The organism is Streptomyces actuosus, assembly GCF_016921115.1.
GTDB classification, from domain to species: domain Bacteria; phylum Actinomycetota; class Actinomycetes; order Streptomycetales; family Streptomycetaceae; genus Streptomyces; species Streptomyces actuosus_A.
The window spans coordinates 48,733-64,794 of record NZ_JAFFZS010000019.1 but is presented as its reverse complement, the minus strand read 5'-3'; the positions used below and the strand labels follow the sequence as shown (position 1 = coordinate 64,794).

The window sequence follows — 16,062 nt, the reverse complement described above, 5'->3', positions numbered from 1 at the left end:
GCACCATGCGACCCCGTCCCCCCGCCCGCGGCCGGGCCGCGTTCATCGGCACCGCCGTCATCATCGCCGGCCTCGCGGCGACGCTCGCCGCGCTGGTGATCCCGCTCTGGTCGTACGCCGACCGGCCGGGCACCGAGACCGCCACCACCCTGGCCGACCCGTCCGTGCCGACGCCGTACGGCCCGCTGTCCGGGCCGGACCGGGACCTCGTCGCCGAGGTCCGCCTGGCGGGCCTGTGGGAGGTGCCCGCGGGTGAGCAGGCGCAGCTCAAGGGCACCACCGACGCGGTGCGGGCCGCGGGACGGCAGCTGGTCGCCGGGCACACGGTGCTGGACGAACAGGTCCGCGACACGGCCGCCGGGCTCCGCCTGGCGCTGCCCGACGCGCCCACCGCAGCGCAGCAGGACCTGCTGGACGAGCTCCGCACCGCCCGGGGCATCGGGTTCGACCGCGCGTTCGTGGAGTCCCTGCGTCCGGCGCAGGGCCGGCTGCTGGAGCTCAGCGCCCAGGTCAGGGCCGGCACCGGCAACTCGCTCGTCCGCGCCCTGGCCGACGCCACCGTCACCTCCGAACTGGACCACATCAAGATGCTGGAGGCCACGGGTTTCGTCGACTACGACGCCCTGGCCGGGGACCCGGCGAGCGCGAGCAGCGCGCCGTCCGCCGATCGCTCCGCCGTACCCGGCCCGCTGCCCGACCCGCCGCCGGCAGTACCGGTCACCCCCACGGCGGTTCCCGCGGAGAGCCCGGCACCGAGCTATCCGCTGCCGCCGGCCGTCACCGGCCCGCCACCGGACACCGGCCCGCCGCCCACCGCGAGCACGCCGCAGGCCACCGCTTCACCGACGGGCCCCGCGGGCGCCCCGGGCCCGGCCTGACCGCCGCGAACGCAACGTCACGCACCGGCAGCGGCGCGCGTCCGGATGGTGAAAAGGCCTGGCACGGTCCCGTCCCTCTGGCATAGAAACACGACATGATCTGGGTCCTCCTCCTGCTGCCGGCCTGGGCTGTCACCGGTGTGGCGTGCACCCGGCTCTGCCTGGCCGCCGTCCGCGCCGCGGCCCCGGGCCGGGAGGGCGCGGCCCCGGGCCGGGAGCAGGTTCTGACGCTGTACGAGGCGGCGTTCCTGTCCGGCGGTCCGTCCCGGGTCGCCGATCTGACGTTGGTGTCGATGGCCCGCCAGCGCCGGCTGCTGCTCGCGCACACCGGCTGGGCGACCGTCGTCGATCCGCGCGGCCGGGACGACATGGAACGTTCGGTGATCGGGGCGATCGGTCCGGAGGGCCAGTCGCGCATCGCGCCGGTGCGGGCGGCGGCTGCCGCCGCCGACGCGGTCCGCCATCTCGCGGACCGGCTGGTCGTCGCGGGCCTGGCGGTGCCGGACGGGTCGCGCACGACGGTCGCGGCGGGCGTGCGCCGGGTGCGGCTCGCCGCGGCGGCGGTGGTGGCGCTGGCCACGGCCGCGCTGCTGCTGCCCGGCTCCGCGGACCTGCCGCGCATCCTGATCGCCCTGTGGTTCGCGCTGCCCCTGGCCCTCACCCTGAGCTGCCTGGCGATCGCCCGGATCGAGGTGCGCCCGTACTCGCGCTGGGCCTCTCCGGCCGGACAGCGGCTGCTGGGCAACCTGGCGCAGCGGGCGGGCGGCGGGCCGGGGGGCGACGACCGCGCCTACCTGGCCTGCGTCGCCGTCCGGGGCGTCCGGGCGGTCGGCGAGCCGGAGCTGCGGGCCGCGTTCGCGCATCGCGACGACCACCGGGAGCACCGGGCCTGACCGGTGCGCCGGGGGCGCACAGGAGTCATTGGCGCCGACACCGGCGGACGGTGCTTGCCTTCCCCCGCGGGCGACCGAAACATCCCTTCTGTTGCTGCCGCGCACGAAGGGAACCGCCATGCGAGCTGCCCCCCTCTCCTCGGTCGCCGGGGCGTTGCTGCTGACCGCCCTGGCCGCCGTGCCGGCGGGCGGCACGCCCGGTGTGTCCGGTGTGCCCGGTCAGGCGGAGCTGCGCGGCACCGCGGTGGCCGCCGCGCGGGCCGAGGCGGCGGGCGTCGAGTTCGGGACGTGCTCCGACGCCCAGGACATGCCGGGCAGCCTCCAGTGCGGCACGGTGAAGGTGCCGCTCGACTACGCCCGCCCCGACGGCCGGCAGATCAGCCTCACCGTCAGCCGGGTCCGCGCCACCCGGCGTGACCCGCACGGCGGCGGGCACCGGGTGCGCCGGCAGGGCGCCCTGGTCTACAACCCGGGCGGGCCCGGCGCCGACGGCCTGTACTTCCCGCTCGTCGGCCTGCTGCCGGAGTGGAAGCGCATCGCCGCGGCCTACGACCTGGTCGGTTACTCCCCGCGCGGCGTGGGCCGTTCCGCTCCGCTGTCCTGCCAGGACCCCGCGCGCTTCTTCAAGGGGCCCGCGCAGGCGCCGACCCATCCCTCGGAGTCGTACAAGCGGGAGCGGATCGCGCAGGCGAAGGCGTACGCGCGCGGCTGCGCCCGGCGGGCCGGGGACGCGCTGCGGCACTACACGTCCCTCGACAACGCCCGCGACCTGGACGTACTGCGGGCCGCGCTCGGCGAGGACCGGCTGACGTTCATGGGCGCCTCCTACGGCACCTATTTCGGGGCGCTGTACGCGACGCTGTTCCCCTCGCACGTGCGCCGGATGGTGTTCGACTCGGCGGTGAACCCGGACCCGGCGCAGATCTGGTACCGCAACAACCTCGACCAGTCGGCCGCCTTCGAGAGCCGCTGGGCGGACTTCCGCGCGTGGGTCGCCCGGTACGACCGCGTCTACGGCCTCGGCGGCACGGCCGAGAAGGTGCAGCGCAGCTACGAGCGGGTGCGGGCGGCGCTGGCCCGGAAACCGGCCGGGGGGAAGGTCGGACCAGGGCAGTTGCAGGGCGCGTTCCTGCAGGCGGGCTACTACGACGACTACTGGCCGCACCGCGCGCAGGCGCTGTCGGCGTATCTGAAGGGTGATCCGCAGCCGCTGATCGACCAGGCGGGGCCGATCGCCGAGGCAGCGGCCGAGGCGGAGAACGCGAGTGCCGTCTACACGGCCGTGGAGTGCAACGACGCCCCGTGGCCGACGGACTTCCGCGTCTGGGACCGCGACAACACGCGGCTCGCGCGGGTGGCGCCGTTCGCGACGTGGGACAACGCGTGGACGAACCTGCCGTGCGCCTACTGGCCCGTGCCCCGCCGGCAGCCGCCGGACGTGCGGACCGGGCCGGGCGAGCTGCCGCACGTGCTGATCCTGGCCGCCGAGCGGGACGCGGCGACGCCCTACGCCGGTGCACTGGAGTTGCACCGGCGGCTGTCCGGCTCGGTGCTGGTGACCGAGCGGGACGCCGGCACGCACGGCATCGCCGGGGGTCCGAACGCCTGTGTCAACGGCTACCTGGACGCCTATCTCCTGGAAGGCAGGCTTCCGGTGCGGCACGCGGCCTGCGCGCCGCACCCGGAGCCGAAACCGCTGCCGGAACCGGACCCGTTGCCGGAGCCGCAGCGGGCGGCAACCGCACGCTGATCAGGCCAGGCCGGCGACCAGCTCGGAGACGTCCTTGCGGCGTCCGGTGAAGAACGGCACCTCCTCGCGGACGTGCATACGGGCCTCCGAGCCGCGCAGGTGGCGCATGAGGTCGACGATGCGGTACAGCTCGTCGGCCTCGAAGGCGAGGAGCCACTCGTAGTCGCCGAGCGAGAACGAGGCGACCGTGTTGGCGCGCACGTCCGGGTAACCGCGGGCCATCTTCCCGTGGTCGGCGAGCATGCGGCGCCGGTCCTCCTCGGGCAGGAGGTACCAGTCGTAGGAGCGCACGAACGGGTAGACGCTGACGTAGTTGCGGGGCGTCTCGTCGGCGAGGAACGCCGGGATGTGCGAGCGGTTGAACTCGGCGGGCCGGTGCAGCGCCATGTTCGACCACACCGGCGTCAGCGCACGGCCGAGGCGGGTGCGGCGGAAGAGGTTGTACGCCTCCTGGAGCTGGTCGCTGGTCTCGGCGTGCCACCAGATCATCACGTCGGCGTCGGCCCGCAGGCCGGACACGTCGTAGGTGCCGCGGATCGTCACGTCCTTCGCGGCGAGCTGGTCGAACAGCTCCTGGACCTCCTCGGCGTAGCCGGAGCGGTCCTCGGGCAGCACGTCCTTCAGCTTGAAGACGGACCACAGCGTGTAGCGGATGACCTCGTTGAGGTCCTTGGCCAGCTTGCCCTTGTTCGGGATGCGCTCAGGGGCAGTGGTGGGGGCGTCGTCACTCATGGTTCCTATTCTCCTGCTCCGCCGTGCAGACTCTGCACCGGGTGGGCGGTGAGCTCCTGCACACCTTCGAGGTCGCCGCCGAGCTGGTCCACCGCGGCGTACGCGCTCGCAATGCAGGCCGGGACGCCGACGCCGTCGTACTGCGCTCCGCACACGGCGAGACCGGGCAGGGCGGCGACGTGGGCCCGGATGCGGGCCACACGCGCGTGGTGGCCGACCGGGTACTGGGGAAGGCCGCCGTCCCAGCGGGTCACGCGGGTCTGGAGCGGCGCGGCGTCGAGGCCGACCGCCTCCTTCAGGTCCTGCCGGGACACCTCGACGAGTTCGTCGTCGCCGCGGCCGAGGATCTCCGTCTCGCCGTGCCGTCCGACGGAGGTGCGCAGGACGACGGTGTCCGGGTCCTGCTCGGCGATCCAGCCCCACTTGTTCGACGCGAAGGTGGAGGCCTTGATGGTGTGCCCGTCGATCGGCGGGACGAGGAAGCCGCTGCCGTCGGGCAGGCGGGTGTCGGCGCGGCGGTAGGCGAGGGTGACCAGGGCCATCGAGGCGTACTCGATCGTGTGCAGCTCGGCGGCGGCCTGCGGTGACTCGCCGGCCAGCAGGCGGGCGGCGGCGGGCGCGGGGACGGCGAGGACGACGCCGTCGGCGTGCAGCAGGCGGTCGCCGGCCGCGACGCGCCAGCCCCCGCCGGGCTCCCGGCGCAGCTCGGTCACCGGGGTGCCGGTGACGATCTCGCCTCCGCGGGACCGCACGGAATCGGCGACCGCGAGCGGCAGGGAGCCGACACCGCCCCGGACGCCCATGAACACCGGACCGCTCTGCTGGTTCGCCGCGGCCCGGGCCTGGATCTCGCGGACGGCCTGCGTCAGGGAGGTATGGGTCCGCGCCGCCTGGAAGAGCTGGGGGACCGCCATGCGCAGGGAGAGGTGGTAGGCGTCGCCGGCGTAGACCCCACCGAGGAGCGGCTCGACCAGGCGGTCGACGACCTCGCGGCCGAGCCGTGCGGCGACGTACTCCCCCACCGCCACGTCCTCGCCGACCTCCGTGCGCGGCAGGTCGGCGTCGTGCTCGATGCGGGCCAGTCCCTCGTCGGACAGCACGCCGGACAGCGCGGAGGCAGTGCCGGGGACCCCCATGACGTGGCCCTTGGGCATGGGCCGCAGAGCGCCGCGGGTCCACAGGGAGGCGGTCGCGGTGGCGGGCGGCTGGAGGCGGTCGGCGAGGCCCACCTCACGGGCGAGGGCCACGGCCTCCGGGCGCCGGGCGAGCAGCGACTCGGCGCCCAGGTCGACCCGCACGCCCGCGACGTCGCCGGGCAGCAGCTTGCCACCGACCCGGTCGGTGGCCTCGACCACGGTCACCCGCGCGCCCCGCTGCAGCAGCCGGTGCGCGGCGGCCAGCCCCGCGATCCCGGCGCCGATGACGACGACATGACCTGCCACACCCGTACCCGTTCCGCTCATGGCTCCACCCTCTCAGACGCCCCGTGCGGTCACGCCAGGGCCATGTGGCCCGGACAGGTGCCGACTCCCCGTCCCGGACCCGCGCCGGCGGGGTCCGCCTCCGTGGCCCGGACGAGTCCGGACCGTGACCGCTTCGGGACCGCGCCGCGCCAACGTTCCGCACCGCCCGGGCGTCGAAGAAGCGTCAGTCGTCACCGAACCCCGGGGGGAATCCCGTGAAGCCCGTGCAGGCCGCTCCTCACCCACGCACTCGACACTCCGTCCGGGCCCTGGCCGGGCTGCTGCTGGCCGCCGCGGTGGCGCTCACCGGGTGCTCCGGTACCGACGACGGGCAGGGCGCGAGCGCGGCCGACGACAAGGCGGCGGTCGCACCGGAAGGCGCGGCGAGGGACGGAGCGGCGAGGGACGGAGCGGCAGCGGAGGACGCGGTCGGGGGCGCGGCGGCCACCGGCGGGGCCCGCCGGGGCACCGCGGCGCCGAAACTCTCCACCACCCGCATCATCCGCACGGCCTCGCTGACGGTGGAGGTGAAGAACGTCTCCGAGGCCCTGGGCGAGGCACGGGCCACGGTGGAGGACGCGGGCGGCTATGTGAGCGAGGAGAACACCGCGCGCGACGACGAGGGCCGGGAGGAGACCCGGGTGGTGCTGCGCGTGCCCGCCGAACGGTACGACGCCGTGCTCACCGGTCTGCAGGGCGCGGGCAGGCTGGTGGACCGCAGTGCCAAGGCGCAGGACGTCACCGATCAGGTCGTCGACGTGGACAGCCGGGTGAAGTCCGCGCAGGCCAGCGTGGCCCGGGTACGGGAGCTGATGGACCGGGCGACCCGGCTGAGCGACGTGGTGGAACTGGAGGGCGAGTTGAGCCGCCGCCAGGCCGACCTGGAGTCGCTGCTCGCCCAGCAGGCCGCCCTCAAGGACCGCACCAGCCTGGCCACCATCACCCTGTCCCTGTCCGAGAAGCCCACCGACGGCTCGGGGAAGGCGGACGGCGGCCCCGGGTTCCTGGACGCGCTCGCGGGTGGCTGGCAGGCGTTCGTGACGGTGCTGCGCTGGCTGGTGGTCGTGCTCGGCGCCGTCCTGCCGTTCGCCGCGGCACTGGCCCTGCTCGTCCTGGCCTGGCAGCGGCTCGTCAGGCCGCGGCTGCCGCGGCCTGACGAGCCGGCGCCCGCGACGGCCGCGACGGCCGCGCCGAGCACACTGCCGTCGGCCCCGCCGGTACCGCGGGAGGGGGACGGGCAGCAGGACTGAGAGTGCGGAACGTGAGCTCTCGTCCGTTTCGTGGCCGAGGCCGAGGAAGGACCACTGGTCGTGGGTGGGGGGTGGCTCAGGCGCCGGGGCGGGCGAACAAGCCGGGGCCGGGTTCGACGAGGATGCCCCGGCCCACCGGGCGCTTCCGTTTCGAACGCTGCCGCTCCGCCTCAACCAGGCCCAGCTGCCTGCGGGTTCGAGCCCCCGGACATCCGGTATGCCGCACACGGCCGACCCGTCGACCCACCGCCTCGAAGATCAGTAGCCGAGGGCCGACCGTGCCCGCACTCCAGGCACGGCCAACGGGTGTCTCCGGCCGGCGCACGTCAGGCGTGCCGGCGCACCGTCGCGGGCGGGATGCTCTGCTCGTACTGGAAGACGTTGTAGGGGTCGTACTTCGCCTTGATCTCGCGCAGTCGGTCGAAGTGGCAACCCCAGTAGGCGGTCTCCCACTCCTGCATTCCGACATTCGGCACGTTGACGTAGGCGCCGTTCACGTAGGGCCGCAGTGCCTGGCTGAACTCGGCGATCCAGGCCTGGGCCTGCGGAGTGATCGCATCGCCGCTGCCCGCCTGTCCGCGAGTCCCCCAGCCGGCGCCGGGTTCGGAGTAGAAGATCGCGTCGCGATGAGGGAACGCCGTACCACCACGGGGAGTCCTCCTGACCGCCCCGCCGAAGGACTGGGTGAAGAAGTTACTGGCATCGGACGGGGCGTCCTGCATGAATGAGCCGATCAGGCTGATCGCCTGCTCCGGGAACGGCTTGCTGGTGAACTGTGAGAAAAACTTCCAGTTCGCGGGATCGACCTGGGTCGGAATCTGGAATCCCGTATATACGTCACCCCAATTACCGACCTGCGTCGAGACAACGGGGCTGCCGACCGACAGGATCGGGGCAAGCAGCTTCTTCGCCTCCGCCTCCGTCCCTTCCGCGAGGACCGCGAACAGCAGAATCTTGTTCCTGTGGACTTCGAGCTGGCTTCCGAGACGGTTGTCGGCGATCGGCGCCGTACGCTGCCACGTGTCGAACACCGCGTGCAGGTCCCCGAGGCCGTTCCACGTCGCTTGCACGTAAGCGACGCTCTTGAGTGGAGCCGCCTTGTAGGTAAGTGATGTAACGATCCCGAAGTTGCCGTTTCCCGCCCCGCGGAGCGCCCAGAGAAGATCCGAGTTGTGACGCAGGTCCGCCTTGACGACCTTGGCGCACTCTGCACCCGACGCGACGACGACCTCGGCCCCGATCAGGCTGTCGCAGGCCATGCCGAGCCAGCGGTTGAGGAAGCCGAAGCCGCCGCCGAGCGTCGCGCCGGACAGGCCCACGGTGCCCTCCGATCCGGTCGTCACCGCGAGGTCCTTCTCCGCGAGCATCGTCACCGCCTCCAACTGGGTGAGCCCGGCGCCGACCGTCGCGACATGGGAGTGAGTGTCGATGTGAGCCGACTTCAACTCGCTGACGTCGATGACGATGCCGTTGTCCACGTTCGACCAGCCCTCGAGGCTGTGGCGGCCGCTGCGCACCCGCAGCGCGACGTTGTGCTGCCGAGCCCAAGTGAGGGCGTTGACCACGTCCTGGGTGTTCTGCGCGTAGACGATGACCAGGGGATAGTGAACGAAGAGCTCGTCCCAGCCGAGGCTCGCGTCCGCGTACCCGGCGTCGCTGGGACGGACGATGCGACCGGTCAGCTTCGCCGGCTTGCATTTCACGTGTCCGGGCCCTTGGCCCACAGCACCCGCGGCCGGCGCTTCGGCGGCCGAAACACCCGGGAGAGCAACTGCTCCGGCACCCATGACCGCCGTCGCTTTGAGTGCTCCGCGACGAGTGAATTCATGCATGATCCGCATCCTCTCGGCCAGACTGCGCCAGTACTCGGCCCAGAAGACTCTTGTCCGCCGGCCGGCGTGTTCAATTCCTTGCAGGCAATCCCTGGGAGCGCAACGTAGCAAGTGCGACCATGACGGTGTCGTCCGACACACTGATCGCGAAAGGTGACGGCATCCGGAAAGGGGATGCGTGCGAGTGGGTGTGAATCAGCGCAGCCCGGCGGATCCGGCGGGCTGGGAACTCGCTGCAGAAAGGCACTTCCCCCTTGGAACAAGGGCACCTGATGGTGCGTCAGCCCTCGCATGTGGAGGGGTGAGACTTTCGTGGATCGCGTCCGATGAGTTGTGGGCACGGATCGAGCCGTTGCTTCCGGCAGCGCCACGCCGCAGGGGTCACCCGGGGGTCGTTACCACCGAATATGAGACGGAGCCCGAATCGCCCCCACGGGACGGGCTCAGTCGGCGGAGATGCCGAGGCGCCGTGGCATCAGCCGTGCGGCGAGCATCGCGAGGAGGATCGCGGCCGCGGCGCTGCCGAACGCGATCCAGCGCAGCACGGCCTCGACGGCTGCGGCCAGGCTTGCTCCCCGGCCGCCGACCTCGATGACCAGGGCGGTGACGGCGACGAACAGGCCCGCGACGCCGATCACGATGCTGAGCGTGACCCCCGATGCCTGGCCGGCCCGTTGAGGTGGGACGACGGTCTGGGTGCCGACACTGGCCATGGCCCACCCGATGCCGTACCCGAGACCGTTCATGGCGAGGCCGGGCAGAAGAGAGCCGAAGCCTCCGGCGAGCGAGACGAGAAAGGTGCCCGCGCCGCCGATGAGGGTCGCGGCCGCGATGGCGCGTGGAATGTCGAAGCGTTCGCCGAGCCGACCCGCCAGGGGACCGCCGACAGCCGCACCCAGGGAGACTGGCAGAAAGATCAGACCGGCCCCGAGCGGTGTGTGCTTCTCCACCTCCTGAAGGTAGATCGTCATGCAGTACACGGAGGAGGTGACGCTGATGTTGGCGACGGTCGCCATGACGGTGACGATCACATAGGGCACATTGCGGAACAGGTCGAGCGCAACCAGTGGCCATCGTGCGACCCGTTCCCAGAGAACGAATGCCACCAGCAGCAGGACCCCGGCCGCGAAGACGCCGACCGTCGCGCCTGCGGGCCAGTCGGCCACGCGGTCGACGGCGAAAGTGACGGAAGAGATACCCAGTGCCACCGCGACCAGGCCGGGCAGGTCGATCGAGCGCGGCACCGTGGTGTCGCGCGACTCACGCACCCCCACCCACACGGCGAGGATGGCCGCTGCAGTCAGCGGGACGTTGATCAGGAACACCAGCCGCCAGGTGATCAGCTGAGTCAGCCCGCCGCCGACCACCGGGCCGAGCGCCAGGCCGACGGCGCCGATCCCGTAGGCATTGCCGATCGCCCGCATCGTCTGGTCCTGGGGAAAGGCATCGGTGATCACCGCGACGGAGAGCGGGAACAACAGGCCCGCCGCCGCACCCTGGGCGACACGCAACACGATGACGGCGCTCGCGCTGGAGGCGAGACCGGCGCCGAGCGAGCAGAGACCGAACACGGCCAGACCCGCCATCAGCATCTGCTTGCGGCCGAGGATGTCCCCGAGCCGGCCGCCCGGGATCAGGAACGCCGCCAGCGCCAGCATGTAGCCGCTGACCGCCCACTGCAGGCCTGTCACCGTCGTGCCGAGCTCCGAAGCCATCCGGGGCAGCGCCAAGTTGAGGGCGAGGAAGTCGAGCTGGGGGACGAAGATGCCCAGGGATGCGGAGATCAGTGCCAGGCCCGTGCGCGGCCCGTGCGCGGCCCGGGCGACGCCCGAGGGCGCCGAACTTGCGGCCCGGCCGCGTCGACGCAACGGAAGACGTGGACCGGACATGTGTCTCCCTGCATCCGCCCTGTGAGGCGCGCCGACAGGACTGCCCACGCGCGCGGCACGGTCCACATGACGGCCGCGACGGCGACCACTGCGACCGCGTCATGGGTACCGATCGTCTCCACGCACATTCTGCGCATCCAGCAACCCCCGAGTGTGTAATGAATCGCGATTTCGAGACGAGTCTTGAGAAGCGACCTGCTGCGCCGGCAGCTGCGAGAGAGCCGGAAGCGATCGGCCGACCCGAGCCTGGTGGCTGTGGACGCGCAGAGCATCCACGCCTCCGTCGGCGTCCCTGCCGACACGACAGGCAAGGACGGCCGCCAAAAGGGTGCCGGACAGGAACAGATGCCTGGCCGTGGACGTGCTGGGCCTCGTCATCGACTGCGTCGTCCTGCGCGCCTCCGCACACGAGAACACCGCCGGCATCGCCCTTGGACGGTGTCGCCGGGCAGTGCGACACGGTGAAGAAAGCCCTCGCCGACCAAAGCTTCACGAAGAGCGTCTTCGATCACGGCACGGAACCACTCACGTTCCGCACGCTGAAATGCCCGCCGCCCGTAGCGTGTTCGCATGGACATGAGTGCTGCACGGGACGACGGGGGCGCCGGGGGCGCGAGGGAGCGGCTGGTCGTGATCGGGGGCGACGCCGCGGGTATGTCCGCGGCGTCGCAGGCCCGCCGGATGCGCGGGCCGGACGAGTGGGAGATCGTGGCGTTCGAACGGGGCCACTTCACCTCCTACTCGGCGTGCGGCATCCCGTACTGGGTGGGCGGCGACGTCGCCGACCGGGACGAGCTGATCGCCCGCACCCCCGAGGAGCACCGCGCCCGGGGCATCGACCTGCGCATGCGCACCGAGATCACGGAGATCGACACCGCCCGGCAGCGGGTCCGCGCGCGGGACGCCGACACCGGGGCGGAGTCCTGGACCGCGTACGACGGGCTGGTCGTCGCCACCGGCGCCCGCCCGGTCCGCCCCGACATGCCGGGCGCCGACGCGACCGGCGTGCACGGGGTGCAGACGCTGGACGACGGCCAGGCGCTCCTGGACACGCTGGCCCGCACGCGTGGCCGCCGGGCCGTCGTCGTCGGCGCGGGCTACATCGGCGTCGAGATGGCCGAGGCGATGATCAACCGCGGCTACGAGGTGACGGTCGTCAACCGGGGCTCGGAGCCCATGTCGACGCTCGACCCGGACATGGGCCGCCTGGTGCACCGGGCCATGGAGGGGCTCGGCATCACCATGGTCGACGACGCCGAGGTCACCAAGATCCTCACCGGGGACGACGGCCGGGTCCGCGCCGTGGCCACGCAGGACGCCGAGTTCCCTGCGGACGTGGTGATCCTCGGCATCGGCGTCCGCCCGGAGACGACGCTCGCCGCGGCGGCGGGGCTCCCGCTCGGCGCCCACGGCGGCATCCTCACCGACCTGGCGATGCGGGTGCGGGGCCACGAGAACATCTGGGCCGGCGGCGACTGCGTCGAGGTCCTCGACCTGGTCTCCGGCCAGGAGCGGTACATCCCCCTCGGCACCCACGCCAACAAGCACGGCCAGGTGATCGGCACCAACGCCGGCGGCGGCTACGCCACGTTCCCCGGTGTCGTCGGCACGGCCGTCAGCAAGGTCTGCGACCTGGAGATCGCCCGCACCGGGTTGCGCGAGAAGGACGCCCGCCGGGCGGGTCTGGCGTTCGAGTCCGTCACCGTCGAGTCGACCAGCCGCGCCGGCTACTACCCGGGCGCGAACCCCATGACGGTCAAGATGCTGGCCGAGCGGCGCACGGGCCGCCTGCTGGGCGTGCAGATCGTCGGCCGGGAGGGCGCGGCCAAGCGGGTGGACATCGCGGCCGTGGCCCTGACGGCCGGCATGACGGTGGACCGCATGACGGCTCTGGACCTGGGCTACGCACCGCCGTTCTCGCCGGTGTGGGATCCGGTGCTGGTCGCGGCGCGCAAGGCGGCGCGGGCGGTGGAGCGGCACCGCTGAGCGGGGCGGGCGGACTCCACTGCGCTTCGGCGGCGCCCCGAAGGGACGCGGGGAACGGCGCGGCCGGCCACGACGACGCCGGGGTCGACGGACGCCGCGCCGCGGCACTTTCGGCGCTGTGACCGGACGGGGGCCCGCTCGGCGCCGGGCGCGGGGGGCCGCGCGGGCGCGGCCACGACCGGCCCCCCGCGCCGCACCGTGCCCGTGCCGCCGCGTCCGCGCCGCTACGCCGTGCCGCTCAGACGCGGCAGGGAGGCCACGGAACCCGTGGCGGAGGACGCCGCGGAGGACGCCGCGGGAGACGTCGCGGGGGGCTGTTCCCCGGCGGGCTTGGCGTGCGCCGCCGGGACCCGGGCCGACCGCAACCGGTGGCTGGCGGCCTCGTCCAGCGTCACCGGCCGCTGCATCTGCGCGGCCAGCCGACCGGCCTCCTGACCCAGCCGTGCCACGTCCTCCCAGGAGAGGCGCAGCACGAGGGACAGTTCCGCCTCACCGTCGGGCAGGGCCTGCATCGCCGGTGGAGTAACCCGCTCGTTCATCGCCTGATCCTCACGTCGTCCCCGCGACGCGCCTCACCCGCGCCACGGACGGTCGCACAGACATACGGAGCCGGGCGAAGGGACGTTCACCGATTCGCCGCGCGCACGGCGGGCAATAGTTCCTCGTGGTCATCCCCGTCCATGACGTCAACCCGGTGCGCCGCACCCCGTGGGTGACGTACGCGCTGATCGTGACGAACGTCCTCGTGTTCGTGTCCACGCCCGGCCTCGCCGGTTCCGTGGCCGGTGACAGCGACCTGGCCCAGCTGTGCCATCTGCAGGCCTTCCTGGACCACTACGCGGCGGTCCCGCAGGAACTGATCCACCATCGGATGCCGCGGCTCGTCCCCACCGGCGAGGTCGGCTTCGGCGTCCACGGCCCCGGGTGCGTGGTGGGCCCGCCGCCGTACGACAAGTCGCCGGTGCTCAGCGTGTTCACGTCGTTGTTCCTGCACGGCGGCTGGCTGCACCTGCTGGGGAACATGCTCTTCCTGCTGATCTTCGGCAACAACGTCGAGGACCGCATGGGGCGGGTCCGCTTCGCACTGTTCTACGTCGTCTGCGGCTACGCGGCGGCGTACGGTTTCGCGCTGCTCAACGCCGACTCCGGCGACCCGCTGATCGGCGCGTCCGGCGCGATCGCCGGTGTCCTCGGGGCCTACCTGGTGCTGTACCCCAGGGCCCGGGTGTGGGTCCTGGTGCCGTTCCTGATCTTCCTGCCGCTCCGGCTGCCCGCCTGGCTGGTGCTGGGCTTCTGGTTCGGCCTCCAGGCGGTGTACAGCTCCGGCGGGGGCGTCTCCGACGCGGGCACGGTGGCGTACGCCGCCCACGTGGTCGGCTTCCTCGCGGGCATGCTGCTCGCCTGGCCGCTCAAGCCGGGCACGCCACCGCCACCGGAACCGCGCGGCCTGCTGTTCGGCAGGCGGGCCCGACCGGGCTGGTGAGGCGGAGCGCCGAACGCTCGGCCGGCCCAGGGGCGGTCCCGGAGAGACCACCGCCGGGCGCGCCACGGCCGTCCGGGGCGCTGTCCGCTCCGGCCCGCCCCGCGGCAGACCGGACCGTTCGCACACGCTGTCCAGCAGAGCGGTGAGCCGTTGCCTCCGCCGTGTCCAGGACGGAGCCCGCCACGGCGAAGGGGGCCCGGCGAGGTCGCCGGGGACGAACGTCGGGCCCGGCAGGGGCCGTTCGGCCCCGGGACGGCGGACGGCTCAGGGGCGCGAACAGCGGATCGTGGGCGGGACGTGCCTCGGCGACCGGGGTGAGACCGGGCGGCGCGTCGATGCGGAACCGCGGGTGCGGAGAGGGATGCCGCAGCGGGTGTCCCGGCCCTGCCGACCCGACGCCCCTGCCGTGCACGGTGGTATGTGATGATCGGCCGAAGCCAGGGAACGGCCCGGACGGCAGGGGGCCGTGACACGAGGAGGCCGGGTGGCAGCGACACGTACGCGGAAGCAGCCGACGGGCCTGGGTGTCCCGGCTCTCGTGTCGATCGGCATCGGCGGCATGGTCGGCGGTGGGATCTTCTCGGTCCTGGGCCTGACCGTCCAGGTGGCAGGTGCGGGCGCCTACCTGTCCTTCCTCGTCGGCGGTGTCGTTGCGGCCCTGACCGGTGTCTCCTACGCCCTGCTGTCGGTGCGGGTCCGCAGCCGCGGCGGCACGGCCGCGTTCCTCGACCACGCCTTCGGCGCGCGGGTGGCCGGACCTCTCAACCTGCTGCTGTGGCTCAGCTACTTCGTGATGCTCGGGCTCTACGCCGTCGCGTTCGGCTCCTATCTGGCCGCGATGCTGGGCCTGCCCGGCGGCTGGCACCGCCCCCTCGGCAGTGCCGTCGTGATCTGCTTCGCCGCGCTCAATCTGGCCGGCGCCCGGGTGGTCGGCCGGGCGGAGTCCGTACTCGTCTACTTCAAGGTGGCCGTGCTGCTGGTCTTCTGCATCGGCGGGCTGGCCTTCGTCGACACGGCCAAGGTCGCCCCGTCGGCGTTTCCGCACGGCGGCGCCGTCGTCTACGCCGGGACCCTGATCTTCCTCGGCTACGAGGGCTTCGAGCTGATCGCCAACGCCGCGGAGGACGCCGCGGACCCCGAACGCACGCTTCCGCGCGCGTATCTCATCTCCATCGGCAGCGTGATCGTGCTGTACGTGCTGGTGGCGTTCGTCGCGGTCGGCAACCTCACCGCACACCAGATCACCCATGATCGGGACTACGCCCTGGCGGTGGCGGCCAGGCCGCTGCTGGGCCAGGCGGGCTTCACCCTCATCGCGATCGCCGCCGTCGTCTCCACCGCGAGCGCCATCAACGCCACCCTCTACGGCACGGCCAAGTTCACCTACCTGATGGCCCGCCACGGCGAACTGCCCGAGCACCTGGCCGAGCCGGTCTGGCACCGACCGATCGGCGGCCTCATCGCCACCACGCTGGGCACGCTCCTGATCGTCAACCTGGTCGACATCGAAGGCATCAGCCTGATGGGTTCGGCCGGCTTCCTGATCGTCTTCGCCGCCGTGAACCTTGCCGCGTCCCGGGTCCCGGACGCCCGCCGCGCCGCACGGATCGCAGCGAGATGCGGCACGGCGGCGTGCGTCGGCTGTCTGGCCGCGCTGAGTGTCTACGCCGCCACCAACATTCCGCGCCAGCTCGCCGTGTTCGGCGCCATGCTCGGCGTCGCCGTCGGCGCCGAGGCCCTCATCCGCGCTCGCGGCCGCACCCTGCCCGCGGGTTCGGCGCCACACACCTCCGAGTCAAAGCGGTGACCTGCGCGGAAGCGGAAGGAGCTGCACGACGCTCCGGGGCCAGGAGGCGTGAGCGCCGGTCGCGTGCCGGTGGAGGGACCCCTCCCGCAGGGGACACGG

At 72.8% G+C, this 16,062-nt stretch carries 12 protein-coding genes; 7 read left to right on the top strand and 5 right to left on the bottom strand.

Annotated features, from left to right (window positions below):
* Window positions 1–5 precede the first annotated feature (5 nt).
* The 3 genes from JS756_RS22615 (at window position 6) to JS756_RS22605 (ending at window position 3,521) form a co-directional block, all read left to right on the top strand.
* Window positions 6–878 carry a DUF4142 domain-containing protein gene (locus tag JS756_RS22615; RefSeq protein ID WP_205384998.1) on the top strand — a complete coding sequence of 291 codons (873 nt, stop codon included), beginning with the start codon at window positions 6–8 and terminating at the stop codon, window positions 876–878.
* Window positions 879–973: 95 nt separating this feature from the next.
* Entirely contained in the window at window positions 974–1,771 is a 798-nt protein-coding gene (locus JS756_RS22610; RefSeq protein WP_205384997.1) for a TIGR04222 domain-containing membrane protein, read from the top strand.
* A gap of 118 nt (window positions 1,772–1,889) precedes the next feature.
* Window positions 1,890–3,521, top strand: coding sequence for an alpha/beta hydrolase (locus JS756_RS22605; protein WP_205384996.1), 1,632 nt, complete (start codon window positions 1,890–1,892; stop codon window positions 3,519–3,521).
* On the opposite strand, the gene hemQ is transcribed toward JS756_RS22605, so the two are convergent.
* Entirely contained in the window at window positions 3,522–4,253 is a 732-nt protein-coding gene (gene hemQ, locus JS756_RS22600) for a hydrogen peroxide-dependent heme synthase (protein ID WP_205384995.1), read from the bottom strand. It lies immediately after the preceding gene.
* A 5-nt stretch (window positions 4,254–4,258) separates the two neighbouring features.
* Window positions 4,259–5,716, bottom strand: a complete 1,458-nt coding sequence (gene hemG, locus JS756_RS22595; protein ID WP_205384994.1) for a protoporphyrinogen oxidase — start codon at window positions 5,714–5,716, stop codon at window positions 4,259–4,261.
* A 224-nt stretch (window positions 5,717–5,940) separates the two neighbouring features.
* On the opposite strand from hemG, the gene JS756_RS22590 reads away from it, so the two are divergent.
* On the top strand, window positions 5,941–6,966 hold the full coding sequence (locus JS756_RS22590) for a DUF4349 domain-containing protein (protein WP_205385062.1): 1,026 nt from the start codon (window positions 5,941–5,943) through the stop codon (window positions 6,964–6,966).
* 326 nt (window positions 6,967–7,292) lie between these two features.
* Here JS756_RS22590 and JS756_RS22585 read toward each other — a convergent pair whose 3' ends face one another.
* Window positions 7,293–8,798, bottom strand: coding sequence for an FAD-binding oxidoreductase (locus JS756_RS22585; RefSeq protein ID WP_205384993.1), 1,506 nt, complete (start codon window positions 8,796–8,798; stop codon window positions 7,293–7,295).
* A 443-nt stretch (window positions 8,799–9,241) separates the two neighbouring features.
* Window positions 9,242–10,687 (bottom strand): MFS transporter, encoded by a 1,446-nt coding sequence (locus JS756_RS22580; protein ID WP_205384992.1) that lies wholly within the window; start codon window positions 10,685–10,687, stop codon window positions 9,242–9,244.
* Between the two features lie 570 nt (window positions 10,688–11,257).
* On the opposite strand from JS756_RS22580, the gene JS756_RS22575 reads away from it, so the two are divergent.
* Window positions 11,258–12,673, top strand: coding sequence for an FAD-dependent oxidoreductase (locus JS756_RS22575; protein ID WP_205384991.1), 1,416 nt, complete (start codon window positions 11,258–11,260; stop codon window positions 12,671–12,673).
* A 224-nt stretch (window positions 12,674–12,897) separates the two neighbouring features.
* Here the strand turns inward: JS756_RS22575 and JS756_RS22570 are convergent, their stop codons facing one another.
* Complete coding sequence (locus tag JS756_RS22570) at window positions 12,898–13,212, bottom strand: hypothetical protein (RefSeq protein ID WP_205384990.1); 315 nt, start codon at window positions 13,210–13,212, stop codon at window positions 12,898–12,900.
* Between the two features lie 125 nt (window positions 13,213–13,337).
* Between JS756_RS22570 and JS756_RS22565 the strand changes: the two genes are divergently transcribed.
* On the top strand, window positions 13,338–14,156 hold the full coding sequence (locus tag JS756_RS22565; RefSeq protein WP_205384989.1) for a rhomboid family intramembrane serine protease: 819 nt from the start codon (window positions 13,338–13,340) through the stop codon (window positions 14,154–14,156).
* 484 nt (window positions 14,157–14,640) lie between these two features.
* Entirely contained in the window at window positions 14,641–15,963 is a 1,323-nt protein-coding gene (locus JS756_RS22560; protein ID WP_205384988.1) for an APC family permease, read from the top strand.
* Window positions 15,964–16,062: the final 99 nt, after the last annotated feature.